The organism is Psychrobacter sp. H27 (assembly GCF_059072655.1).
In genome coordinates, this window is the sequence record NZ_JCACRX010000001.1 from 141,036 (window position 1) to 167,237 (window position 26,202).

The following is a 26,202-nucleotide window of genomic DNA, read 5'->3' on the forward strand; positions in this document are numbered from 1 at the left end:
AAATTAGAATAGAACAAACTCTCCAGTAAGCGGATAAAATTATGAACACAGAAGATACTATTAAAGTCTTTGTTGGCTGTGACCCAAATAACTGTGATCTAGAGCAGATGATGGTATTAGATTATAGTATTCATAAACATACCAGTGTACCTGTTGAGATAGTGTGGATGCAGTTGTCGCGTGATCCTAGCAGCTATTGGTATTCCAATCCTGAGACTGGTGATGGTTGGAATACCATCAAATGGTCAACGCCGTTTTCAGGATTTCGCTGGGCAATTCCGGAATACTGTAATTATTCTGGACGAGCTATCTATATGGATGCCGATGTTGTCATATTAGATGATCTAGTAAAGTTATGGCAGCACCCTATTGAAGGGCAGTCTATAGTAGCTGCCAAGACAAATGCTGATATGACACGACTATGCACGTGCGTATGGGATTGTAAAGCTGCAAAAAGTATTGTTCTACCAACACAAAGGCTCAGGAAAGATCCTAAAAGCCATAAAGAGATGATGGCTGTCTTCAAAAAAAATACACAACTGATTGAGCCTTATCAAGACAGTTACAACTGTATAGACGGTGAGGACCTAGCATTAGAAGATATTAGGATTTTGCATTACTCAGATATGGGTACGCAATTTAGTCATAAATATGCACTGCCAAGAGTGAAAAAAGAAGGGATTGAGCATTGGTTTGATGGTGAGGTAATGCCGCACCCAAGAGAGGATTTGTCCGAGGTTTTTGATATCTATTATAATGAAGCGCTTGATAATAAATATTGTTTAGATAATTATCGGGTTGAGCCTTTTGGTGATTTCCCTAAAAAATCTCAGCAAGGTTATATTGGCAATAAGGTAACTCGTCCACATGCCTCTAAGTCATTTTTCTCAAAACTATTCAAACGCTAGTTTTTAATGAAGCAGTGATAAACCTTTTTAAAAAGTCAAAGATTTATTCTATAGGTTGTCGTTTATGAAGCAGCATAAAAAAATAGCGTTACTCGTTATTAATTGTTTACAAGGCGGCGGTGCGGAACGTGTTGTGTTGACATTGGGGCAAGGGTTTTATGAATTAGGATACGAAGTACATATTCTAAGATTCAAGCCACTGGTACAGTATGATTTGAGCCAGAACCTTAATTATCATGTCCTAAAATTTAAGCCCTACAAATTAATACCAGGGGCACAAAGACGCGATAGAGTGTTTGCGCGCGCTGTTGATAAATACGTTCTGCAACATATCGGTCAGCCTGACGTCATTTTGTCTAATCTAGATCGTGCAGATAGTATTCTAAGTAGTAGCAAGCTGTCTAATATCACTTATATTATTCATAACACAGTGTCATTACTCTACAAGTTTAATAAAAATCACGATGCTGAGCAATTAAAGCAAAGAATGGTGGAGATATACGCAAAGCACCCATGTGTGTGTGTGAGTGAGGGCGCGCAAAAAGATTTTATCAAGAGCTTTGGTCGTATTACGCCAACCACTGCCATTCACAATCCAATTGATAGAGAAAGTATTCAAAAGCAGGCTGATGCTTTTGTTCCTGAATATCAAAACTATATTATTCATGTTGGCAGTTTCAAAGACGCAAAACGTCATGATATCTTAGTAAAGGCTTACGCACAGACTGATCAATCTATGCCGTTATTACTCTTAGGTCAGGGCAAGCACAAGACTGAGACAGAGCAGCTGGTGGCAGAGTTGAGTTTAGTAGGCAAAGTGGTATTTCTAGGGTTTCGTGACAACCCTTTTCCCTATATTAAGCATGCGCAATTCAAAATATTAACCTCTGACTGGGAAGGCTTTGCTTTGGTTATTGCCGAAGCCCTCGTACTAAATACGCCTGTTATTAGTACCAACTGTCCATCAGGTCCAAGTGAGTTACTGCCAGAAAGTAACTTGATGCCAATGGGTGATATTGATGCCATTGCTGAAAAAATGCGTCAAGCTATGAGTGATCCACAAGCATTTTGTGCGCCATTTGATGAAGCGCTGCTACCAGTCAAAATAGCAGAAAAATACGCAGAGTTCACTCAGAAGCAATAACTGAAAAAACAGTGATATCACTGTTTTTTTAAATCGAAATACTTATCTTTAAGAATACCTGATACATGATTAATAATACTATAGAAATAAAAGAAGATCTGAATAAGAAAGAAAAAGTGTTACTTGTGATTAATTGCCTACAAGGCGGGGGTGCCGAACGTTCGGTTTTAACTCTTGGGCAAGGTTTTCATGAGTTAGGTTACGACGTCCATATTCTACGCTTCAAATCTAAAACATCTTACGAACTCAGCGATGATATTTCCTATCATCAGATTGACTTGAACGACTATAAGTCTATACCTACTAAACAACTGAGGCACTGGTACTTTGCAAAAGTATTAGACAGATACGTGATCAAAGAGATTGGCACTCCAATACTGACGCTTGCGAATTTAGACAAAGCTGATATGGTCTTGCGCCACAGCAAGCTACCTAATATTGCACACGTAATTAGAAATAATCTTTCTAAAAAAATTGAGTTGTTTAGAAGCCAAGGCAAAAAAGCAAATGAGAAAAGGTTAAGCAATATATATTCTCGGCATCCTTGCATATGTATTAGCAAAGGAGTCGAAAAAGACTTTCAGTCTACATTAGGTGTTACAAATACCACGACAATATATAACCCGATTGACCAAATACAGATCATGCAATCGGCGTCAGAGTTTGAGCCAGAGTTTAATAGTTATATTATTCATGTCGGTAGTTTTAAGACTCAAAAAGCTCATGAGGTCTTACTTAGAAGCTATGCAAAAACAAGAAAAATGGTTCCGCTTTTGTTGTTAGGTGAGGGAGCGTTGTTAGAGCAAATGAAGATGTTGGTTGCCTCTTTAGATCTAGACCATCATGTACATTTTTTAGGTTTTCAAAAGAATCCGTATCCCTATATCCGGAAGGCAAAGTTTATGGTGTTATCATCAATATTCGAAGGGTTTGGACGAGTCATTGCTGAGTCACTGGCTTTAGGCACGCCTGTCATCAGTACAGACTGCCCATCAGGTCCAAGTGAGCTATTACCATCATACAATCTTGTTCCTGTAGGAGATATTGACGCTTTAGCAGAAAAAATGGATGAGGCAATGATAGATGCTAGTGTGTATGAGTCCACATTCGATAATGAGCTGCTACCAACGAATATTGCTCAACAATATATAGAGTTTATGGCAAGCAGTAATTAGGTTCTTCTTAGTCGTAGCATCGATAAAAATCGAAAGCAGTGGTTCTGAGTAAAAGTATAAAAAAGGTAGCCTAATCCAACCACCATTTAGACCAATCGTCTCTGTGTAATGCTCGTAATGTGGCAAACGCACTATCAGTATGCTGTAGTTTCTCAAAAACAGATAATAGTATTCTAGTGGCTAATTTATCGACTTTCTGAAATTTACTATAACGTTTGCGCATGTTTCTCAAGCTGTCATCAGTGCCGATGCGAAAATAAGTAAGACCATCGTATAGAGGCAGATCACCTGCATAAAGCATATCGGTTTTTTCAGTTAGCAATGGCAGAGATTCAGAAGTAGCGGGTAACTGCAGGAAGTTTTTGGTTTCGTAAGTGCGCAAAGTATTCATGAGAGTCACGACATTCATCAAGATAGCTGCTCTACAAGTATCGTCTGAATGGTCAATGAATGTGTCGCAGGCAGAAACAATCCAGCGTAGCGAGAGGTGCTCTAATAAGTAGCCGCTTTCCGCCTCCCATAATCTCTCAAATTCAGCAAACGTTTTAGCTATCTTATATTTACGGCGTATCAAGATAACAAGAGTATTATGATAAAAGCAGAGCTCAGATTCACCAAGTGATTTATATTTCAAATTATTTAAATGACTTTCTAAATCTGTGCTTTTGCGCTCATCGGTTAACGCTTTAATATCACACATCGACTCAGTAATCGTTGTCGCTTTCATCTCATCAAAACTTTTGTCATTATAGTTATTGACAACCTTACCTGCATTTAGTCTTTTTTCGCTTCGAAACAGTAATAGCAGTTTTTTTTGCCAGTTTGCAGGTGTGGTCATGTCATCAAAATCCTTTGAAAAAATACAAAGATGCTAGCGTTTTAATCTCTATAATATAAGTCTTAAAGATTATCACTGCTTATCTAAACTGAATAATATCGTTGATACCAATCGACAAATTGTTTAATACCCTCTTCGATACTAGTCTCAGGTTTAAAGCCGATATCCTCTACTAACTCATCTATATCAGCATAGGTAATAGGCACATCACCTGCTTGCATGGGTAATAAGTTTTCCTGCGCTTTTTTACCACATGCGTCTTCGATAGCAGTAATGAAACGCCGCAGCGTGACTGGCTGATTGTTACCAATATTATAAATCTTGTAGGGGGCGGTTGCTGTTGTGATAGTAGAACACTGAGGAGAGGGCGCTTTGTTGATTGTACGAATAATGCCGTTGACGATATCATCAATATACGTAAAGTCACGTTGCATAACACCATTATTGAAGACGTTGATGGGTTCGCCCGCCAAAATTTTCTTAGTAAAAGAAAAATATGCCATATCTGGTCGACCATAAGGGCCGTAAACCGTAAAAAAGCGCAGACCTGTGGTAGGGATATTGTATAAATGACTATAGCTATGTGCCATCAGCTCGTTTGATTTTTTCGTAGCCGCATACAAGCTGATAGGAAAGTCAACGCAGTCAGCGGTGGTAAATGGTTGTTTGATATTCATACCATAAACAGAGCTCGAGCTTGCATAAATCAAGTGCTTGATATCGTGGTGACGGCACCCTTCTAATATATTGACGAATCCAACCACGTTTGAGTCGATATAGGCATTTGGGTTTTCGATAGAGTAGCGTACGCCTGCTTGAGCGCCCAGATTAACAACGGTATCGAATTGATGGGTGGCAAAAAGCTCAGACATGGCTTCGCGATCAGCAAGGTCTAACTTGATGAACGTAAATGTGTCTGGCGATGCTATCTCACCTAATATTCTTAAACGCTCTTTTTTTAAATCTACATCATAATAGTCATTGATATTATCGATACCAATAATACAATATTCGCTATCAGATACGCCCATTTCCAATAATGCTTTGATTAAGTGGAAACCAATAAAGCCCGCCGCACCAGTGACCAAAATTTTCATTAATCGTTCCCAAATAGATCTCTAGTAAATACTTTGTCCGCCACATCTTTTATCTCATCAGATAAGCGGTTGGCGACAATCACATCACTCATTGATTTAAAGGTTTCTAAGTCCTTAATAACCCGCGAGTTAAAGAAATTATCTTCTTTCAACACAGGTTCATAGACAACGACTTCAATCCCCTTTGCTTTGATACGCTTCATGATACCTTGGATCGCAGACGCTCTAAAATTATCTGACCCGCTTTTCATTACTAAGCGATGTATGCCTACGATCTTTGGCTGTCTTTCGATAACTTTATCAGCAATAAAATCTTTGCGAGTTCTATTAGAATCGACAATAGCCTTTATCAGGTTGCTTGGTACTTCATCGTAATTTGCCAGTAGCTGCTTGGTATCTTTGGGGAGACAGTAACCGCCATAGCCAAATGAAGGATTATTATAATGATCACCAATGCGTGGGTCTAAGCCGATACCTTCGATGATTTGTTTGGTGTCAAGTCCAAAGGTTTGAGCATAAGTGTCAAGCTCATTAAAATAAGCCACGCGCATCGCTAGATAGGTATTAGAAAATAACTTAATCGCTTCAGCTTCGGTAGATTCTACAAATAATAGCGGTACGTCCTTTTTGATTGCGCCTTTAAGCAATAAGTTGGCAAACACGTGAGCCTGCTCAGACTGTGCACCTACAATGATTCGAGAAGGGTAAAGGTTGTCATGTAGTGCTTTACCTTCGCGCAAAAATTCAGGTGAAAAAATAATGCGATCAGTCGCGTAACGTTCTCTGATACTTGCTGTATAACCCACTGGTACTGTAGACTTTATGATAATAGTCGCTTGCTGGTTGACTAAGAGTACTTGTTCAATGACCGCTTCTACTGTGGAGGTATTGAAATAGTTGGTCTTAGTATCATAATCAGTTGGTGTGGCAACGATGATAAAGTCAGCATCTTTGTAAGCTGTACTGGCATCCAGCGTCGCAGAAAAGTTGAGGTTTTTATGCGATAAAAAGTCTTCAATATCTTCATCTTCAATAGGAGATTGCTTGGTATTTAACATCTCTATCTTTTCAGCAACCACATCGACAGCGATAACTTCATTGTGCTGTGCCAGTAGCATTGCATTTGATAAACCTACGTAGCCTGTACCTACGACTGTTATTTTCATAATATATCCAAGTAATGTTTATGCTTTTATTGGTTCAAACCAAAATTGGCTAGTTCTTATAGTTGTTTAAGATTGGTAGCTGCTCAAGCTTGAGCTAACCTGCTTTAGACTTATTCATTAATGCTTGCTACCACAGACGTAGGTAGATAAGCTGCGAGTTTATGTGTCATGGCTTGGCTGATTTTATTGTGCAAATCTGGCTTGAGTAGGTCCAAGCTTTGAATGCAACCATATTTGATGGTTTTGTCTTCTAATGCAAGAACAAAATCTTCTACGCTACTCTCATTTTTTAGATAATTGACAGAGGTATCAGATTTTAAATGTACTTCACTCTTTTGAATTTTCAGATGATTCATCAGGGTTATAGGATTGACCTGTGCAACATCCCTGAATTTATATTTTATCTGTTCTTCTAGCAGTTTAGGGTTATTTAACAGGTGAGCTTTTAAAATATTTCTATCAACAATATGAGGGTAGTGGTGTATCTCAAAAAATTGATCCATACCTAATATTTTAGCACTTAACATTTGGGCTATAGTATGGCGTGGTTGAACGGGGGTACCAAATAATTTCAAGCGAGATTTTCGGAAATTAAGCTTAGCGCTCAAAACAGCATTATTGCGCCACTGACCGTGAATGATCAGGTGGTTACCATCTAAGAAGTCATCTATCGTCACAGGCTGATTAAAAAAGAAATCATCGTTCATATAAATAAAATAGTCAGATAGCCCTTCGATATTCCATATCATTGTCTCAATTGACCGAGTATTAAACGTAGGCAAAAACTGCTCATAACCTGAAAATATTTCTTTATGATCGACGATACGTATTTTATCTGTCGAGCAGATATTCTGCTTGGCAAACTCATCGATAAATGCAGGTTTCTGTTCATCGGTGACAATATAGATATGACGGCAAAAAGGCATGTATTTGATGATAGAGGCAATATTATAATATATCTCATCGTCGCTTGCGAAACGCGTCGCAGATGTCGCATCTGACGCTACTGCCTTACCTAACTTATAATGCTCTCTTTTTTGTTTGAGGATAGGATCTGCGCCATCCACCCAAGCGATGACAACGTCTACTACTTTTTCATTAAACTGCTTCATAATAGATCCTACCTTTTGGGAATACATTTTATCAAAATGCTATTATTTTTAGTAGTGACGTTAGCTCAGCTACGATATTTACTGATATCAGTGTTACCAAGGCTTCATCAATTTATAAGAACAATGTTTATCACAAGTTTGCTATGGGCAGGCAGACCAGTTACGCCTATACTTAATTAATTAAAATCAGGAGGATAAAGGTAGATGAGACTAGCATATAAAGCCAGAATGCTGCAATAAATATGGCTATTGATACACTTATTTGGTCAATCAATCATACTAATACGCTTACCAAGCTAAGCTGAGACACGCATGCCACCCGTTATTTTATTTATTCTAAAAGCGCTTGAAGGTCGCGGTGCTGAGCGTATGGTTACTACGCTAGCGAGTACTTATGTACAGATGGGCTATAACGTACATATACTATGTCTGGAAGGGACTCAGGATATGCCGTTAGATACTGGTATTCACTATCATGTCGTACCATACGATGAAGTGTTCATTGAGCAAAATCTTGATCCAGGTTCCAAACAGGCACAGGCTTATAAGAAAGTTGCGACGCGTATTGACGATTATGTGCTTAGTCAAATAGGAACACCAAATCTAACCTTGGTTAACATTTATAAATTGAACTGGATCATGACGTATAGCCGATTGCCAAATGTCGTAAACGTGCTACATACAGCGCTATCTAAACAGTTCGAGCATCAGTTATTAGACACACCAGTACAGACTCTTAATCATTTAAAAATGGTGTATGGTGCACACCCTTGTAGCTGCGTCAGTGAAGGTGCACGTAAAGACTTAGTCTCGCTTTTAGGAGAAGTGACTGCTACCACAACAATCTATAATCCTTGCGACGCTGCTTGGATCAAAAGCAAATCATCGCAAACATCACATATTGAAGCATTTGGTTTAACCCATAAACAGTATATGATTCATGTTGCCTCATTTGACACTATGAAGGGGCATCGCGAGCTATTACAGGCCTATGCACAGACGGCGCAGAAGCTGCCGCTAGTACTGGTGGGTAAAGGCACGCTTGAAACAGAGATTAAGGCGTTAGCAGTTGAGCTTAATATTAATAACCATGTTAGGTTTTTGGGTTTTCAGACCAATCCTTATCCTCTGATTGCGTCAGCGGCATTGATGTTAGTCACCTCTAAGTTCGAAGGTTTTGGCTATGTTATTGTCGAAGCGCAAGCACTTGGTGTACCCGTGATCAGTACCGACTGTCCTTTTGGTCCAAGGGAGCTGTTACCAACTAAAAACTTGATAGCTGTTGGAGACATTGAAGGATTGGCCATACTTATCGATCAAGCGGTAGACAATCTTATACGTTATATAGTGCCATTAAATGAGCAACTATTGCCGAAACATATCGCGCAGCAATATTTGGAATTTGGTCTCATATCGAATTTACTAGGTAATGAAAGTTAGAAAAAAGATTATAGACCATTAAATAAGTCTTTGGAGACGGGCGAATGATTGATAACAGTAACCCCATGTGCTCTGTACGCTCTACCCAGTAAGTTAAAGGAAGGCACAATGCGCTCGCTCATAACTTTACTCAATGTACTTGGCGCACTGTTGCCATCGTTTTCATAAAAACGCGGTTGATCACTATTGAGTAAGTCAATACCGTATAGATGAATAGTAGCTGCAAGACGAGAAAAAGCCAGTTGGGTGGCGACATAAGCAACGGTACCTGCCTCGACAAATCCATGAGTGACATTAAGAGAAACGCCAATTTCAGCAGCGCTATGAGTGCTCGCAATGACAAAGTTTGGATGGTTTATAAAGTAAGACAATGGCGTTTTTTTATTCAGTCGTTTTTTCTTAAATATAAGCTTATTGAATGATAGCTTATTTGACTTAACCCCCCACGGTCTATCCACCGGATACAATACTCGCATGGCATGATGGTAAGTGCGCATGATGTCCGGGTGAGTGGTTGCCATTGCTTCAAAGACAGCCAATGTCGCGTATAAAGGTTGCCCCGTATAATGCTGCCGTAGAATTTCAGGTTGATGATTGATAAAGCGGGCATCACTGATAACATAGCCGACGATATCATTGAAATCATGCTCTGCGGTAAGGCTGATACTGCCGTTTACAAAGATAGTTGGTGTGTCTGATAAATCTGACAATACCAGCTGCTGTATTGATGGACCTGAGGCGATAATATTGACGTCTTTTCCAAGCAAACTTTGCTCTGCTTCATTAGCATTAAAAGCATTAATAACGACGAGCTCGTTATCAATATTGAAACTAGCAGTGGTCGGTAACCTTAAATACAACGCCATACCATTTTCCAGTAGTTGACCTCAATTATTTGATATTTTAATGACTAAACGTTTACTGCCAGTGTTCTTTTAACCAAGGACTTGGCTTCACATGCCGATACCATTTGCCGCCGCTACCAGCAATGGCGTCTGGTGGATTAATCTCGCCATGGAATATAACAACCTTTGCATCGTCAGGTAGTGTGGGCGCTCGCACAAAGTTAAACGGAATGGGCGCGATACATTGGTATTTAAAACTCACGCACCATGTTTTATCCCAATACTCTAGATGATGATGCTCACGCAGGTAGTTAGACAGGTAGGCCTGTTCATGACGTACTTGAGTGCGAATGGTCTCAAAATTTCGCTCAAAGTTTGCCAATAGATCAGGGTAGGTGTTCATACCAATATTGAAACGATAGACAGAGCTATTACCAATCATACGCCATGGTTTTTTCCAATCGCGAATGATGACCACACTATCTTCATGCTTTGCTACATAAGTAAAAAAAGCATCGATATTATCAACAATGACGATGTCAATATCCAAAAATAGTGCCACACCTTTTAAATCATACAGCTCAGGCTTAAAGGTTGTGAGCTTTTTCCAGCCACGTTCAGGACCTGCAGGCAAATCCATCTCAGGTATGGGGTAACAAGCAATCGCAGGATCGATACCTGTACTGTCATCGGTCAAACAAACCATTTGAAAATCTAGTGTCAGATGACGGCTTACCATGTTGTAGAGACGATTGACGTATTCGGGACCATATTTATCGCCCCATTTCATACAAATAATATAACGCTGTTCAGTAGTGCCGCTACTGCGCTGCGCTGGGTCTGTAGGTACGGCTTTGGTTACGTCAGATGTCATAATACACTCGTGATGAGATAATGATAAGGTGGATATAGGATCAATAAAAAAGAAAAGAATTTGAAAGTTAGGCAATACTAGCATAACTGTGATTGATGATATGTCTAAATCATTACATGATAGCACGGTTGTTGCTAGCGATTATTAAGCTCGGTGCTATCGCTGAGAGCCGTTAAGATCATTGTTGGAACGATCAGTAGTAGCATGATGTGCTTGAATAAAAGCTGCTAGTTTTGCTTTATCCTTTCGGTAAGGGTTGCCTAAATTAGGTATACGTTTAAACCGTCGGTAGCCCCACATATAATGACTGCAATGATCGTTGATCATGTGCTCCATAGCCTGATTGAGCGCATGAGTCGCCACTTCAGCATTACGGTCGTATAAAGCAGAATTATCGAGCTGATAGCAGTAAATATCAAAACCGCGTCCATCAGTACGACGAATACATGCGAGACCAACTAAGGCGCATTTGGTTTTGCTCGCCAATTTTGAGGCAAGGGTGCTGGTTAATGTTTTGACACCAAAGAAGGGCACGACAACGCCGCCTGAGGGATCTGGGACATGGTCTGGCAGTACAATACTAAAGCCCCCTTGCTTGAGGGTTTTAAAGACGGCTTTTACGCCGCTACCATCGGTAGGTACCAACGTGGCATTAAGACGCGCACGACCTTGCAGGATAAACTCATTAGCGAATCTGCCGTCTACAGGCTTATACATAATAGTTGGCGAACCAAACTGATTGAGCCAGGCGTTCATCATCTCCCAGGTACCAAGATGGGGTACGATGGCAAGCATGCCATTGGGATTGGCAAGCCCTTCTAATAGAATGTCTTTATTATGGACGTCACGAATCTGAGCAATGCTCCATTCAGGTGGCATCGCCCAGCTTTTGATAGATTCGATACTGGTCAAACATTGATGGTAGATGATGTCTTTAGTTAGTGCGCGCTTTTGCTGCTCAGACAAGGTACCAGTAATCAGCGCCATATTGATACGAATGGTGCGCATGATACTTAGATTAGGTATCTTAACGATAACCCAAGCGACAAAACGTGCCAGCATCTGCAGTACAGACAGTGGCACGAATTTGAAAATATGATACGGATTCATAACCACTCACATGGCAATGAATCACGTAACAAGCACGGTAGATAGCAACTACGCATCATCAAAGGTTTTATTGAGCAGGTTTGTTGGCATCAGCCTGTGCTTTTTCACGCACACGGATACCAAGATCACGTAACTGTTTGCTATCAACTTCAGCAGGTGCTTGGGTCAATGGGCACTCAGCAGTTTTGGTTTTTGGGAAGGCAATCACATCACGGATAGAGTCTGCACCTACCATAAGCATAATCAAGCGATCCAAACCGAAAGCCAAGCCACCATGCGGCGGCGCACCGAATTTCAATGCATCAAGTAAGAAGCCAAATTTGTCTTCTGCTTCTTGCTCGCCGATACCTAAAGCATCAAGGACAGCTTGCTGCATATCGTAAGTATTGATACGCAAGCTACCACCGCCAACTTCTGTACCATTCAATACCATGTCATAAGCGATAGAAAGCGCAGCTTCTGGGTTGTTTTTCAACTCTTCAACTGAGCCTTTAGGCTTAGTAAATGGATGATGCATTGATGTCCATTGACCGTTGTCAGTTTCCTCAAACATTGGGAAGTCAGTCACCCAAAGCGGCGCCCACTCACAAGTTACCATTTCAAGGTCTAGACCGATTTTTTGGCGTAATGCGCCGATTGCGTCATTTACGACACTGGCTTTATCTGCACCAAAGAAGATAATATCGCCATCTTCTGCAGCAGTACGCTCAATTAGACTAACAAGCACATCATCAGTCATGTTTTTGATGATCGGAGACTGTAGGCCAGACTCTTTATCTACGCCATTGTTGATGCTACTTGCATCATTGACTTTGATATAAGCCAAACCGCGTGCGCCATAGATACCAACAAACTTAGTATAAGCATCGATTTGCTTACGGCTCAATGAAGCACCGCCAGGTATACGTAGGGCAGCAACGCGACCTTTAGGATCGTTAGCAGGGCCAGCAAATACCTTAAAATCAACGTCTTTCATCAAGTCTGCAACGTCGACCAGTTTCAATGGAATACGTAAATCAGGCTTGTCTGATGCATAGTCGCGCATTGCTTCAGCATAAGTCATGCGAGGGAACTGCTCAAACTCAACGTCCATCATGGTCTTGAACAAATGCTTGATCAGACCTTCGTTGATGTTCATGATCTCTTCTTCGTTTAAGAAAGACGTCTCGATATCCACCTGAGTAAATTCAGGCTGACGATCAGCACGTAAGTCTTCATCACGGAAGCATTTAGCGATTTGATAATAACGGTCAAAACCTGACACCATTAATAATTGCTTAAATAGCTGTGGTGACTGCGGCAGGGCAAAGAAGTTACCAGGACGCGTACGTGATGGTACGAGATAATCACGCGCACCTTCAGGCGTTGCACGAGTCAAAATAGGCGTCTCGACATCCAAGAAACCATGATCGTCTAAATAGCGACGAATTGCTGAAGTTGCCTTGGCACGGAACACCATACGCTCTTGCATTTGCGGACGACGCATATCAAGATACCGATACTTTAGACGCAAGTCTTCTGATACCGTGGTTTTTTCGTCATTCAATGGGAATGGCGGTGTTTCAGATTTAGCCAATACTTCAATTTCTTTGCACAATAGCTCGATCTGGCCACTGGTCATATTATTATTTTCAGTACCTTCATAACGACGACGTACGCGGCCAGTGATTTTTAGTACGTATTCAGGACGTACCGCATCAGCGGTTGCGAAAGCTTCTGGTGTGTCAGGGTCGACCACGACCTGCAAGATACCAGCGCGGTCACGCATGTCTAAGAAAATCACACCACCGTGATCGCGACGACGATGTACCCAGCCCACGATGCTAATGGTTTGCTCAAGTAAGCTCTCAGTTACGGCTCCGCAATATTCGTCTCGGTATTCGCTATGCGTCATAGTGCTTTGCGTCATAATATAGTTATCCAGTTATCAGCCCAATTCGAAATACAGTAATGCAGCCATTGCTGTGCGTTTCAAGCGATTTGCAAAAAAAACACACAAACAACGCGATCAAGACAAAGGGTCATCACGTTGGCTGCAGAAAATTTGATATAAACGCATATTATGCCTAATATGCCCTTGTTATACAACCAGCTGAGTTCAATCAAAGTGCAGCCATGCACTGGTATCGGCTGTATTCATTGAGCGATATCTAGATTAGGTTAAATATTGTCATTTTGCTTGAAAACACCAACAAGCGTGCGCATATCAACCGCACCTGAATAAAAACATCTATATTGATATATCTACTGACTTGAGGATTTGTAATCATGCTATTTCATCCCCCTAAAAACCCGGTTGAGCTAAAAGTAAGACATCTAAATGAAGCCCAAAAACAGCGTCGCGAAGATTTGATGGAAGCGACCCAGGGCAAAGCCGCGCTTAAAGCATTCAAAAAAGCAATGGCAAAAAAAGCCAAGCAAGCCCTAAAGACAAAAAGCAAAAAGCAGAAAAAAAATACTGACACTGCGTCACAAGTTTTTGTACTTGACTTTGACGGTGACATCAAAGCCACTGCCGTCAATCATTTACGTGAAGAAATTAGTACCCTTATCAGTACAGCTAATAAAGGCGATGAAGTGATCGTACGTCTTGAGTCAGGCGGCGGTTTGGTGCATGGTTATGGTCTAGCAGCCGCGCAATTGGTGCGCTTAAAGGACGCCGGTCTAAAGCTGACAGTATGTGTTGATAAAGTGGCAGCGAGCGGTGGCTATATGATGGCGTGTGTGGCAGACAATGTTGTGGCCGCACCATTTGCGATTATTGGCTCAATCGGCGTGGTATCACAATTGCCAAATTTCCACAAATGGCTCAAAAATCACGACGTCGATTATGAAATGTTTACCGCTGGCGACTACAAACGTACGGTGACTGTGTTTGGAGAAAACGACGCCGAAGATCGTGCTAAGTATCAAGAAGAGCTAGAGCAGACGCACGAGCTATTTAAGCATTTCGTTAATGCTTACCGCCCAGAGTTGGATGTTGCCAAAGTAGCCACAGGTGAGCACTGGTATGGCGAAGACGCGTTGAAGCTCAACCTCGTTGATAGCTTGCAGACCTCTGATAGCTATATTTTGGAGCGTATGGAAAACAGTGAAGTGTATTCATTGCATTCACGCCAAAAGCCAACGCTTGCAGAGAAGCTGGGTCTGGCGCAAGCTGCCGAAGCAACCCTTAGCATTGCAGTGGATAAATTACCGGATGCATTAGCACGTTTTGAGTTAAATAGTCGTCTGAATATCTTAAAATAGTGTTAGATATCATTATGATGTCTAATAGTTAGTGTTTTAGTCGCTTTACTCTTAACTACGCATTGTTTGTATTTTGTAAAAGGCGTGTCCTAGCTGGTCGCGCCTTTTTGCTGTTTATTCATAATTGCTGTGTTATAAATGTAGCATACTAAAAACAGTATACGTCCGTACACTAAAGCTTGCGCTAAAGGTCTAACAGCGCTTTTTATCAAAACTCGATTTAGACAATCAATAAAGAAAAGGAAGTCATTTATGTCTAACGACAATTTAATGTTTACCGCAACAGAACATGGTCAAGCCATGCATGCCAAAGTCAAAGCGTTCATTGAAACGCATATTGAACCCATCGAAGCCCAGTTCTGGGAAGAGTGTCATAAGAAAAACCCTGACGGTAACTGGGAGAACTGGGAATGGCCAGAAGCCTATGAAAACTTACGCAAACAAGCGCGTGAGGAAGGATTGTGGAACCTGTTCTTGCCAGATGATACTTTAGGTGCAGGTCTTTCGGTTACTGATTATGCGCCTATTGCAGAGCTGACTGGTCGTAGTTTGCTTGCGCCACATGTATTTAACTGCAATGCGCCTGATAGCGGTAACATGGAGCTACTATGGCGTTATGGTACACAAGAGCAGCAAGACAAATGGCTCACGCCGTTGTTAGAAGGTGAGACACGTTCTGTCTTTTGTATGACTGAGCCTGATGTGGCGTCAAGTGATGCCACCAATATGCAAGCCACTGCTGTGGTTGATGGTGATGAAATCGTTATCAACGGTAGTAAATGGTGGTCATCGGGTCTTGGTGATCCTGCAGTTGATATCTTGATTGTTATGGCATATACCGCTGACGAAACTGCCGGTCGCCATCATCAGCATTCGATGGTATTAGTTCCAGTCAATACTGCGGGTGTTAAGATCAAGCGCATGCTCAAAGTATTCGGTGATTATGATGCGCCGCATGGTCATGGTGAAATTAGCTTTGAGAATGTACGTGTGCCAGTCAGTCACTTTATCGGTGGACCAGGTAAAGGTTTTGAGATTGCACAAGGCCGCCTAGGACCAGGTCGTATTCACCATTGCATGCGTTGTATCGGTGCGGCTGAAAAATCACTAGAATTGGCTGTTAAGCGCGGTATGTCACGTACCGCTTTTGGTAAGCCATTACTACAATTGGGCAGCAACTTTGAGCGTATCAGCGATGCCCGTATCAAGATTGATCAAGCACGCTTATTAACCCTTTACGCGGCGCAAAAAATGGACGCCCAAGGTACCAAAGCGGCATTGACTGAAATCTCTGCTATTAAAGTAGTCGCGCCAACTGTACTACAAGAAGTGGTCGACATGGCGATTCAAATTCATGGCGGCATGGGTGTATGTCAAGACACGATGCTACCAGGGTTCTATGCCCAAGCTCGTGTATTACGCCTCGCAGATGGCCCTGATGAAGTACACCAAACGATGATCGCCAAGCTAGAGCTAAAGCGTCAAGGTTTTAGTCGTTCTAAATCTGACAAAGCTTAAGACTCATCAATAGGTGTGAGTAAACCTAAAGTTGCTCATACCACTATTGCCGAAAATAAAAAAATTGAAAATTCACTATTAACGATTTAGTAGTGAATTTTTCATCACTAACAGTAGCTCATTGCTATTAAATAGTTGACTACTGGCTATAAAAATACATGATCACACGATAAGGAATGTCTCATGGCAACTGATAGTAAAGTACTTGATAAAGGCGGTGCCGTACGTGAAGGTGAAGAGCTTGATGCTACAGCAGTGAGCGAATGGCTTCGCAGTCAGGGTGTCGATGTCGTAGGCGAGCCTAAAGTTACTCAGTTCTCTGGCGGAGCGTCAAACTGGACGTATCGATTACAATATGAAGGTGAAGGTAAAAACCAGGATCTTATCTTACGCCGTCCACCAAAAGGTACCAAAGCAAAATCTGCTCATGATATGGTACGTGAGCATACAGTTCAAAAGGCATTGAAAGACGCTTATCCTTATGTACCTGAAATGGTTGCATTATGCACTGATGAAGCTGTCATTGGTGCTGATTTCTATGTGATGGAGCGTATGGAAGGTATCATTCCTCGAGCCAACTTACCAAAAGGCGTTGAGCTGGATCCTGCCCAAACTCGTCTGCTTTGTACCAATGTTTTAGATGCGTTGGTAGAGCTACACCAGATAGACTATACAGAGCATCCTGATTTGGTCGATTTAGGACGCGGTGATGGTTATTGCGAGCGCCAAATTAGTGGCTGGGATAAACGTTACGTCAAAGCAAAAACACCTAACGTACCGAGCTTTGCATTGGTCAGACAGTGGCTTAAAAAACACACACCTGCGGATAGCAAAACGTGCATTATTCACAATGACTGGCGTTTTGACAATGTCATACTCGATGCGGATGAGCCGACCAAGGTGATTGGTGTACTTGATTGGGAGATGGCAACCCTTGGCGATCCATTAATGGATTTGGGTAGTGCATTGGCCTACTGGATTGAAGAAGATGACAATATTGTTATGCAGCAGTTCCGTCGCCAGCCAACTCACTTAGAAGGCATGATGACGCGTGATGAAGTAGTTGCTTATTATCTAGAAAAATCTGGACTCAAGATAGATAACTGGACCTTTTATGAAGTATTCGGTCTATTCCGTCTATCAGGTATTATTCAGCAAATCTACTATCGCTACTATCACAAACAAACCACCAATCCAGCATTCAAAAATGCATGGCTTGCTATACACGTCATGCACGCCAAATGTCTCAAACTGATTGCGCAATATGAAGGCGAAGCGCTGTTCAATACACACGTTCAGCCGCATTTAGAAGACAGAGGGGTAGACGCTGCTACCATCGAGCAGCTGCCAAGCCCTGTACAGAAGGTTGTTAAAAGTATTTTACCAAAGGGGTATTTTGCAAAATCATCTCACACTCCTGAATAAACTGTACTTTGGTAAATATGATAAAAGGTAGTAAGTTATGACAACCATACTTTTAGCCCGTCACGGCCAGGCTTCTTTCGGTCAAGAAAACTACGATCAACTCTCAGAGTTAGGTAGTATTCAAGCAAAAATGCTAGGTCAGCACTACGCTGCAACGCAGCGCCGTATAGATGCAATATTCACTGGTAATTTGGTTCGCCAGCAAGATTCAGCACGCCATTTTTGGGAGGGCTATCAGCCCTTTGTTTGTACCAATAATGGCGATGGCAAACCTACGATGCCAGCAATCGATTTTGATCAGCCCAATAGCTATATCGTGCCACAACTCGATGAGTTTAATCACAAGGACGTCTTTATTAAGTCAACTGACGGACTCAGTAATCGAGCCGATATCTCAGCTGAAATTGCTAAAGCGGAATCACCAGCCACGCGACTGGCAGAATTATTCGATCAGGCAATGCAGCGCTGGCACGGTGGTAACAATGATCAAGATTATGTTGAAAGTTGGCCACAGTTTAGTGAGCGTGCGCAGCAAGCGCTTGAGCAAGTACGTACAAAAATAGCAAATATGAGCTTAGATCAGGACAGTACAGTACTTGTATTTACGTCAGGCGGTGTTATTGCTGCAATCACTGCGCAGTTGTTACGTCAAGGTAGCCAGACAGCCTACCAGTTGAATAAAAGCTTGGTTAATACAGGTGTGACATCGATCACTCTAAAAAAACAGAGTACTCGCTTGCTGTCTTTAAATGAATATAGCCATTTATTCTCTGAAGGCAAGCCGTTTGTGACATGGCGATAAACTTGTTAGTGATACAATGTTGTGTATACCTAAATGAAGTACATTGTTTGTGCGTGAAGTACACCGTCTGTGCTGATAAGATGCACTGATACAAGCGGACATGACGTTAACGCTATTCATTACTGATATTCAAAGGACTGTATATGCAAAATAAATTGATAAATTTGGTTGCCAAAAGTGCCCGCAATAGTAAAAACCAGTTAGTCGGTGCAGTTCAACCTGCACGTTACTTAAAAGGTCTGAACAGGCAGCAAGTAGGCAAGGGTAAAACGGTACTTATCACAGGGGCAAGCTCAGGTTTAGGCGAGGGGATGGCGAGACTTTTTGCCAAATTAGGGTATAACCTGGCAATATGTGCGCGCCGTACGGATCGTTTAGAGCAGCTAAAGTCAGAGCTAACGGCGCAATACCCTGATATCCGTATTGAGTATCGTGCTTTAGATGTCAGTGACTATGATGCGATTTTCCAAGTATTTGCGGCTTTTACAGAGGACTTCGGTAGTATTGAGCGCGTAGTAGTCAATGCTGGCATTGGTGACAGTCGCCGAATTGGTCAAGGGCATTTTGAGACCAATCGCCGTACCGCAGATATCAACTTTGTGGCAGCATTGGCACAATGTGAAGCGGCAATGAGCATCTTTCGTGCCCAAAACAGTGGACACTTAGTAGTGATATCAAGTATGTCAGCCATGCGCGGACTGCCTAGACATCTAACTACCTATGGCGCGAGCAAGGCTGGCTTGGCTCACTTAGCAGAAGGTATTCGCGCGGATATGCTATTGACTAAATTGCCCATCAAAGTATCTACTATCTATCCAGGGTATATCCGTACAGAGATCAACGAGGGCTCCAAGCCATTGCCATTCGAGGTCGATGCAGATACTGGTACCAAAGCGATTGTGGCAGCGATTGAAGCGGAAGTAGATGAAGCCTGTGTACCAAGTCTACCGTGGTCAATGGTCAGTCATGCGATGAAACATTTGCCATTGCAAGTAATGAGTAAATTAAGCTAGTAGAGAAAAATGACAAAATACTAGATATGACAAACAAAACAGCCCACTATTATGATAGTGGGCTGTTTTGTACTTATCCAAAAATCATAGTATGAGTACTATAGTGTTTGTGGGTTGTCTGCAATATGCTGCTCACGCAGCTTTTGACGTAGTACTTTACCCACATTGCTTTTTGGTAGTTCACTGACAAACTCAATATGACGCGGGCATTTGTAACCGGTCAAATTATCCAATGCAAACTCTTTAATGTCCTCTTTAGTGACATTATTGTCTGCAGGTATGATATAGATTTTGACGGCTTCACCCTGGTTTTCATCAGGAATACCAATCACGGCACAGTCAAGAATACCATCATAATCAAGCATGACCGCTTCAATCTCATTTGGAAATACATTGAATCCTGACACCAAAATCATATCTTTTTTACGGTCTAGTAAAGTGAAGTAGCCTTTTTCATCCATGCTCACAATATCGCCAGTACGGAAGTAACCATCGCTTGTGAAATCATTGGTATTGTCTCGATTGAAATAGCCTGACATGACGTTTGGGCCTTTGATGCACATCTCACCTGCCTCATGCATGGCGACACGTTCACCATTTTCGTCGACGACGATGATATCGACACTAGGAACTGGTATGCCGATTGTACCGTTGAACTTACGATCAGTAATGACGTTGGCGGTACCGCCAGCAACCCCTTCTGTCATACCCCAGCCCTCGACCATAGGGCAACCAGTCACCTCTAACCAACGGGCTGCTGTTTGCTCGGTTGCCGCCATACCACCGGCTTGCGTGATACGCAATGAGCTAAAGTCCAAATCTTTGAAATTTGGCTGATCAAGTAAACCTTTAAACAAAGTGTTTACAGCAGGGAAAATATGGAACGGTTGTTTTGACAAGGTTTTGATAAACCCTGGCATATCACGTGGGTTAGGTATCAGCACAAAGGTATAACCTGAACGCATACCAAGCAAGCTAAGCATGAATGCAAAAATATGATATAGCGGCAATGCCATTACCATATTGATATATACCTCGTTGATATCCGAGGTAACAGGACGATACCATGCTTCTGATTGCATAGCAGCAGCGACGACGTTACGCTGAGTCAGCACGGCACCTTTAGATAACCCTGTTGTTCCACCAGTATATTGCAAAATAGCTTTCTGCTGCATGGTGGCTTTAGGTGCTTGAATAGGGAGGTTCTTACCTTTCTTAAGCACTTCAGGAAATTTGGTAACATGGTACTTAGGATCGTTAAGGTTGTATTTAGGTACTAAGCGTTTCACCTGACGGATAACGGTATTTACCAAAATACCTTTCAAGCCCATCATATCGCCCATTTTTGAGAGGACAATACGCTTGATATTAGTCTCTTCAATGACTTGCTCTAGCGCTTGAGCGAAGTTGTCAACGACAAAAATAACTTGAGCACCAGAGTCGTTTAATTGATGACGCAGCTCACGGCCAGTATATAGTGGGTTGATCGGGGTACAGACGTAACCTGCGCGTAAGATACCAATCATGATTGGTAAATATTGTGGGACGTTTGGCATCATGAGTGCCACGACGCTGCCTTTAGGTAAGCCTTGAGCTTGTAACCATGCCGCCACTGCAAGTGATGCCTTATCAACGTCACCATAAGTATGAGTAACACCCATACAAATAGTCATAGGATGCATACGAAAACGGTTAAAGCACTCTTCATATAGCTCTATGAGGCTTTCATATTGGTCAGGATTAATGGTCTTGGGTACATTGTCTGGGTATTGAGCAAGCCAAGGTTTATCTACTGTCATGCCAAGCGTCCTTAAATTAAAATAAGCTAAGGTTCTATAGAGAAGTAGTCACATCCATGTCAACAATATAAGTCACTGCCTTATAAGCAGTGCATTGTCGAGTGCTATCCTTTGTTTTCACATACTGCTAACGTACAGAGGCCTTTATAAAGTTTTATTTAACTACTAAGAGTAAGCCGTTCGAACAACAGACATCTGAGTAGATTAAACGACTGGTTACTGATTCTACAATCAAAACATTCATTTAGAGCGGTAGCAATAATTTGTCCTGTTTTTAGCTTAGAATCAAATTAAATCGATAGAAAGCATAGTGACACATTGCGGCATTACATTAACACAACTACAACTAATTTTGTTATTGCTATACAAGAACTTAATAGTTTATATTTGAGTTTGATATAACAAAAAAAATATGTTGCAAGCTAAAGAAGATAAGTGGTTATTTTGAATGGATAAAATTATTGTTGAGATCTGAAAGCCTAAAAATTAATACGAGCCAGAAATCAACAGCATCGTAGAGCTGTTACAGCATTATAAGTTCTTGTATATAAAAAATCACTACGAAAAAAGCCCCGCATTTAATGTGAGGCTTTTTTTCTGAAATCATGAATTAATATGACATGATGTTCGGGATCAATATAGACCACTTATAGCTGAGGGTGCTCAGCATTATGTTTTTCACGTAGTTTTTGACGTAGTACTTTACCGACATTACTTTTCGGCAATTCGCTGACAAACTCAATATGACGCGGACATTTATAGCCAGTTAGGTTGTCTAGTGCAAAATCTTTGATAATTTCTTTAGTCACATTGTTGTCTTCAGGAACCACGTATATTTTGACAGCCTCACCCTGATGGCTATCAGGAATACCGATTACTGCACAGTCAAGGATACCATCACAGTCGAGCATGACAGATTCGATCTCATTTGGGAACACATTAAATCCTGATACCAAGATCATGTCCTTTTTACGATCTAATAGTTTGATATAGCCCTTATCATCCATACTAACGATGTCTCCAGTACGGAAGTAACCGTCACTAGTAAAATCACCACTACTGTCTCGGTTTAGATATCCAGAAGTTACATTAGGCCCTTTGATACATAATTCGCCGCCTTCGTTCAGTTTTACCTGATTGCCTTCTTCGTCGATAATAATGACATCTACGCCAGGGGCAGGCACGCCAATGGTGCCATTAAACTCACGGTTTGTAATCACGTTCGCTGTACCGACGGCGACACCTTCCGTCATACCCCAACCTTCAATCATTGCGCAGCCAGTCACCTCTAGCCAACGTTTGGCAGTTTGCTCGGTTGCAGCCATGCCGCCAGCCTGTGAAATACGAAGCGAGCTAAAGTTTAAGTCTTTAAAGTTTGGATTATCTAATAGCCCTTTAAAGAGAGTGTTGACGGCGGGGAAGATATGAAACGGTTGTTTTGATAAGGTTTTGACAAACCCAGGAATATCACGCGGATTGGGTACCAATACGAAGGTATAACCTGAGCGCATACCCAGTAGACTAAGCATAAAAGCAAAAATATGATACAGCGGTAGCGCCATAACCATATTAATATATACCTCATTGATCTCCGAGGTGATAGGTCGTGTCCATGCTTCTGATTGCATTGCCGCTGCCACAACATTGCGCTGCGATAAAATAGCACCTTTAGAAAGCCCTGTGGTACCACCTGTATATTGTAAGAATGCTTTTTGGTCTAACGACATTTTTGGCTGCTGGAAAGGTAGGTTTTTACCTTTCTTCAATACGTCAGGAAATTTGGTGACATGATATTTAGGGTCGTTGAGGTTGTACTTAGGAACTAAGCGTTTGACCTGACGGATAATGGTATTCACTAAAATACCCTTTAGTCCCATCATATCGCCCATTTTCGATAAGATAATACGTTTGATAGAGGTCTCTTCAATGACTTGCTCAAGCGCCTGAGCAAAGTTATCGACCACAAATATTGCTTGTGCACCAGAGTCATTAAGCTGATGTCGTAGCTCTCTTCCAGTATATAGCGGGTTGACAGGGGTGCAAATGTAACCTGCACGCAGGATACCGATCATTGTGGGTAAGTATTGGGGTACGTTTGGCATCATAAGTGCCACGACACTACCTTTGGGTAAACCTTGCTCTTGTAGCCATGCTGCTACTGCCAGTGATGCTTTGTCGACGTCATTATAGGTATGGGTCACACCCATGCAGATGCTCATCGGATGACCGCGAAACCGGTCAAAACACTCTTCGTACAGCTCCATAATGCTACTGTATCTATCAGGATCAATAGTTTTTGGTACACCTGCGGGATATTGAGAAAGCCAAGGTTTGTTCGGCATCATGGTCAGCGTCCTTGCAATTTAGGATGGGTTAAAGTGTTGTAAGAAAGCAGCCATCTGCACGTAAATATAACAAAACAGCAGTAACCTACTTTATCTTCTGCTGTGTTCGACAACGTCCTTGTCTATCGACTGGCTACTCACTTGTGTTGCTGTTGTTCAATGCTTCTTAATTACCAAAGCAATTGGCTAATTAATTAAGTAACGTTGAACGAGTAGATAATCACCTAAGAGAAATTATAGATATTTCAGGTAAGTATTATCTGCTCTTTGCAACTCAGGTATCAAAAAAACGATACATTTAAGCAATACATTAGCATGAATAGCGTTGAAAACAACAACAGAAAGCAAAACTGAGCAGTCTATACATAAAGCTAAAAAAACTGAAAAATATATGACGTACAAGTATCTGGCAGATATGAGAGGTGCTTTTTTATCACAATGGATGTGCGAATAGGAAGTGACTATTCTATAAATCGGCCTCACGATGAGATTTGTCACGGAGCCAGTACTACTCGACGATATTATAAACGCTTTAGAGCGGTGAAGTCTGATCGTTAATTCATAGAGAGGAGAGAAAGAGGAAGCTACTGGGGGAGCATAAATTGCTTGCGCTTATTAAAAAAGCGTCGATAAATCAATAAAGCACTGATAGTACAACCAAGCGTGCTACTTGCACAGATCAAAAACATAGTGACAATCTGATAGCGAACAGCCTGTGTAGGATCAGCACCTGCCAGTATCTGACCGGTCATCATACCTGGCAAGCTGACAATACCGACGACTAGCATAGAATTCAGTGTTGGGGTCATACCATTGGTTATTGCTGCGCGTATCTGTTCATGTACTGCCTCAAATGGCTTCGCAGAAAGGCTGAGCATCATCTCAATACGCCCTTGCTGCTCGTGAAAAGCTTCAATCAACTGGTTGCTGGTCAACGAGATAGCCGTCAAAGAATTGCCCAGTATCAAACCTAGTACAGGAATGATGAATTGCGGTGTATACCAAGGCTGAACCCCTAAAATAACCACAATAGCTATCGCGGTAACGAGCACAGCCGAGGTGCTCACTGCTAATAAGGTGTCAGTTAGTAAACCCTTATAGCTGCGTTTAACACGATTTTTTGCAGCACTGCCGGCAATAAGCGTCATGATGGTCAAAATCAGCAAAACTTCATACCATTGTTCACGTGCAAAAATCCACGCCAGGATCAGACCAATAAAGCTCAACTGCACGATGGTACGGACAGCCGCGATTAAGAGTGTCTTTGTCAGTTTTAAGCGCAGCTGCCATGACACCAAAAGCACGATAATAATTAGACCGCTGGCAAGAGCGATATCACCATAAGTTAGTAATACTTGCATGTCATCTGTACCAATCATAGGTGCTCATTATATTGTTAATCCACTATAAAAGAGCTACAGCGTTAACCTCGCTTAAAGTATGACATATATATCTGTACTCGGTTGTCTTGTAGCAGTCTTAAATTGGATCAACTCTAGATACGAAAAAATAAACGAGTAAAAAAGTGGGGGCAAGGGGGATTAAACTGCTTATCTAGCGTTGGATAATTGTCTCAAGATATCTCAGTTAAGACACCCGCCTGCATTTGCCAATGTCTATTGGCCAGCGGCATGATGTCTTTAGTATCGTGAGTGACCCATAATAATGTGCGCTGTTTATTGGCCTGTAACCAGCTCATCAGCAGAGTTACCAATTGTGCTGAGGTATCAACATCCAGTGCAGCTGTTGGTTCATCTAGTAATAATACTCTTGGATTCAGTTGTAATAGACGCAACGTATTGACGAGTTGACGCTCACCACCAGATAGATGATAGGCCTCTTGCTGCAAAAACTCTGCATTTCTATTGAGCGTCTCAAGCTGGGCAACATGCCAGTCGATATCAAAGCTTTGAGACTGATGTGCTTGTAGTTGATAAGGCATCTTTAGGTTGTCAAGGACACGACCTTCCATCAGTTGCGGGTGCTGAGCAAGTAAAGCAACTTGTTTGCGCCATTCTGTAGGCTCAATGACTTCAATACTGTCACTGCTACAAGACGCGCTGTTACTCTGTAAGAGAATATCACCAGCACTCATTGGCAGTAAGCCTGCAAGTACGCGTAACAATACGGATTTCCCACTACCAGAAGCTCCTGTCAAAACAGTTATTTGACCTGAATGTAGTTCGCCACTTGCGCCATTGATTAGTGCGCTGTTATGGGTCGACCGGTCATCGGGCGTCGTATTGTTCTTTAGCTTATCTGACCAGTTCTGATATATTTTTTGCAGAGCAAAAGCATTTGTTCGTGTGCCTGTTGTAGCTTCATTATCAGACATGCTGACT

21 protein-coding genes are annotated in these 26,202 nt (G+C 41.8%); 9 read left to right on the top strand and 12 right to left on the bottom strand.

The window, feature by feature from the left end:
- Window positions 1–41 precede the first annotated feature (41 nt).
- The 3 genes from AC5JPY_RS00570 (at window position 42) to AC5JPY_RS00580 (ending at window position 3,227) form a co-directional block, all read left to right on the top strand.
- Window positions 42–908, top strand: coding sequence for a glycosyltransferase (locus tag AC5JPY_RS00570; RefSeq protein WP_493851730.1), 867 nt, complete (start codon window positions 42–44; stop codon window positions 906–908).
- Window positions 909–972: 64 nt separating this feature from the next.
- Window positions 973–2,052: a glycosyltransferase gene (locus AC5JPY_RS00575; protein WP_493851731.1), complete on the top strand. Its 1,080-nt coding sequence runs from the start codon at window positions 973–975 to the stop codon at window positions 2,050–2,052.
- Window positions 2,053–2,117: 65 nt separating this feature from the next.
- The gene (locus AC5JPY_RS00580; protein WP_493851732.1) at window positions 2,118–3,227 is read left to right on the top strand and encodes a glycosyltransferase; all 1,110 of its coding nucleotides are present in this window, start codon (window positions 2,118–2,120) and stop codon (window positions 3,225–3,227) included.
- A 70-nt stretch (window positions 3,228–3,297) separates the two neighbouring features.
- On the opposite strand, the gene AC5JPY_RS00585 is transcribed toward AC5JPY_RS00580, so the two are convergent.
- From AC5JPY_RS00585 to AC5JPY_RS00600, 4 genes are all read right to left on the bottom strand, one after another.
- The gene (locus tag AC5JPY_RS00585) at window positions 3,298–4,065 is read right to left on the bottom strand and encodes a hypothetical protein (protein ID WP_493851733.1); all 768 of its coding nucleotides are present in this window, start codon (window positions 4,063–4,065) and stop codon (window positions 3,298–3,300) included.
- 83 nt (window positions 4,066–4,148) lie between these two features.
- Window positions 4,149–5,162 carry an NAD-dependent epimerase gene (locus AC5JPY_RS00590; protein ID WP_493851734.1) on the bottom strand — a complete coding sequence of 338 codons (1,014 nt, stop codon included), beginning with the start codon at window positions 5,160–5,162 and terminating at the stop codon, window positions 4,149–4,151.
- Window positions 5,162–6,328 (bottom strand): nucleotide sugar dehydrogenase, encoded by a 1,167-nt coding sequence (locus tag AC5JPY_RS00595; protein ID WP_493851735.1) that lies wholly within the window; start codon window positions 6,326–6,328, stop codon window positions 5,162–5,164. Before AC5JPY_RS00595 ends, AC5JPY_RS00590 begins: the two co-directional genes overlap by 1 nt.
- Before the next feature lie 110 nt (window positions 6,329–6,438).
- A complete protein-coding gene (locus AC5JPY_RS00600) occupies window positions 6,439–7,440 on the bottom strand; it encodes a capsular polysaccharide biosynthesis protein (protein ID WP_493851736.1) in 1,002 nt (333 codons plus the stop codon).
- 312 nt (window positions 7,441–7,752) lie between these two features.
- On the opposite strand from AC5JPY_RS00600, the gene AC5JPY_RS00605 reads away from it, so the two are divergent.
- A complete protein-coding gene (locus AC5JPY_RS00605; protein ID WP_493851737.1) occupies window positions 7,753–8,880 on the top strand; it encodes a glycosyltransferase in 1,128 nt (375 codons plus the stop codon).
- Window positions 8,881–8,888: 8 nt separating this feature from the next.
- Here the strand turns inward: AC5JPY_RS00605 and AC5JPY_RS00610 are convergent, their stop codons facing one another.
- The 4 genes from AC5JPY_RS00610 to aspS all read right to left on the bottom strand — a co-directional run bounded on the left by AC5JPY_RS00610 (window position 8,889) and on the right by aspS (window position 13,603).
- Window positions 8,889–9,746, bottom strand: coding sequence for a WaaZ-like lipopolysaccharide core biosynthesis protein (locus AC5JPY_RS00610; RefSeq protein ID WP_493851738.1), 858 nt, complete (start codon window positions 9,744–9,746; stop codon window positions 8,889–8,891).
- Window positions 9,747–9,798: 52 nt separating this feature from the next.
- Entirely contained in the window at window positions 9,799–10,599 is an 801-nt protein-coding gene (locus AC5JPY_RS00615; RefSeq protein WP_493851739.1) for a glycosyltransferase, read from the bottom strand.
- A gap of 156 nt (window positions 10,600–10,755) precedes the next feature.
- The gene (locus tag AC5JPY_RS00620; protein WP_493851740.1) at window positions 10,756–11,709 is read right to left on the bottom strand and encodes a lysophospholipid acyltransferase family protein; all 954 of its coding nucleotides are present in this window, start codon (window positions 11,707–11,709) and stop codon (window positions 10,756–10,758) included.
- Window positions 11,710–11,776: 67 nt separating this feature from the next.
- Window positions 11,777–13,603 carry an aspartate--tRNA ligase gene (gene aspS / locus AC5JPY_RS00625; RefSeq protein ID WP_493852705.1) on the bottom strand — a complete coding sequence of 609 codons (1,827 nt, stop codon included), beginning with the start codon at window positions 13,601–13,603 and terminating at the stop codon, window positions 11,777–11,779.
- A gap of 374 nt (window positions 13,604–13,977) precedes the next feature.
- Here aspS and sohB point away from each other — a divergent pair, with 374 nt between their 5' ends.
- The 5 genes from sohB (at window position 13,978) to AC5JPY_RS00650 (ending at window position 19,716) form a co-directional block, all read left to right on the top strand.
- Window positions 13,978–14,958 (top strand): protease SohB, encoded by a 981-nt coding sequence (gene sohB, locus AC5JPY_RS00630; RefSeq protein WP_493843279.1) that lies wholly within the window; start codon window positions 13,978–13,980, stop codon window positions 14,956–14,958.
- Window positions 14,959–15,228: 270 nt separating this feature from the next.
- Complete coding sequence (locus tag AC5JPY_RS00635) at window positions 15,229–16,476, top strand: acyl-CoA dehydrogenase family protein (RefSeq protein WP_493852706.1); 1,248 nt, start codon at window positions 15,229–15,231, stop codon at window positions 16,474–16,476.
- Window positions 16,477–16,659: 183 nt separating this feature from the next.
- Window positions 16,660–17,901, top strand: coding sequence for a phosphotransferase family protein (locus AC5JPY_RS00640; RefSeq protein ID WP_493851741.1), 1,242 nt, complete (start codon window positions 16,660–16,662; stop codon window positions 17,899–17,901).
- A 37-nt stretch (window positions 17,902–17,938) separates the two neighbouring features.
- Complete coding sequence (locus AC5JPY_RS00645) at window positions 17,939–18,703, top strand: histidine phosphatase family protein (protein ID WP_493851742.1); 765 nt, start codon at window positions 17,939–17,941, stop codon at window positions 18,701–18,703.
- A gap of 143 nt (window positions 18,704–18,846) precedes the next feature.
- The gene (locus AC5JPY_RS00650) at window positions 18,847–19,716 is read left to right on the top strand and encodes an SDR family oxidoreductase (protein WP_319050374.1); all 870 of its coding nucleotides are present in this window, start codon (window positions 18,847–18,849) and stop codon (window positions 19,714–19,716) included.
- 98 nt (window positions 19,717–19,814) lie between these two features.
- On the opposite strand, the gene AC5JPY_RS00655 is transcribed toward AC5JPY_RS00650, so the two are convergent.
- The 4 genes from AC5JPY_RS00655 to AC5JPY_RS00670 form a co-directional block, all read right to left on the bottom strand.
- On the bottom strand, window positions 19,815–21,515 hold the full coding sequence (locus AC5JPY_RS00655; protein ID WP_493851743.1) for an AMP-binding protein: 1,701 nt from the start codon (window positions 21,513–21,515) through the stop codon (window positions 19,815–19,817).
- 647 nt (window positions 21,516–22,162) lie between these two features.
- Window positions 22,163–23,860, bottom strand: a complete 1,698-nt coding sequence (locus AC5JPY_RS00660; protein WP_319050376.1) for an AMP-binding protein — start codon at window positions 23,858–23,860, stop codon at window positions 22,163–22,165.
- Window positions 23,861–24,444: 584 nt separating this feature from the next.
- On the bottom strand, window positions 24,445–25,239 hold the full coding sequence (locus tag AC5JPY_RS00665; RefSeq protein WP_493851744.1) for an ABC transporter permease: 795 nt from the start codon (window positions 25,237–25,239) through the stop codon (window positions 24,445–24,447).
- Window positions 25,240–25,433: 194 nt separating this feature from the next.
- Entirely contained in the window at window positions 25,434–26,195 is a 762-nt protein-coding gene (locus tag AC5JPY_RS00670) for an ABC transporter ATP-binding protein (protein WP_493851745.1), read from the bottom strand.
- Window positions 26,196–26,202: the final 7 nt, after the last annotated feature.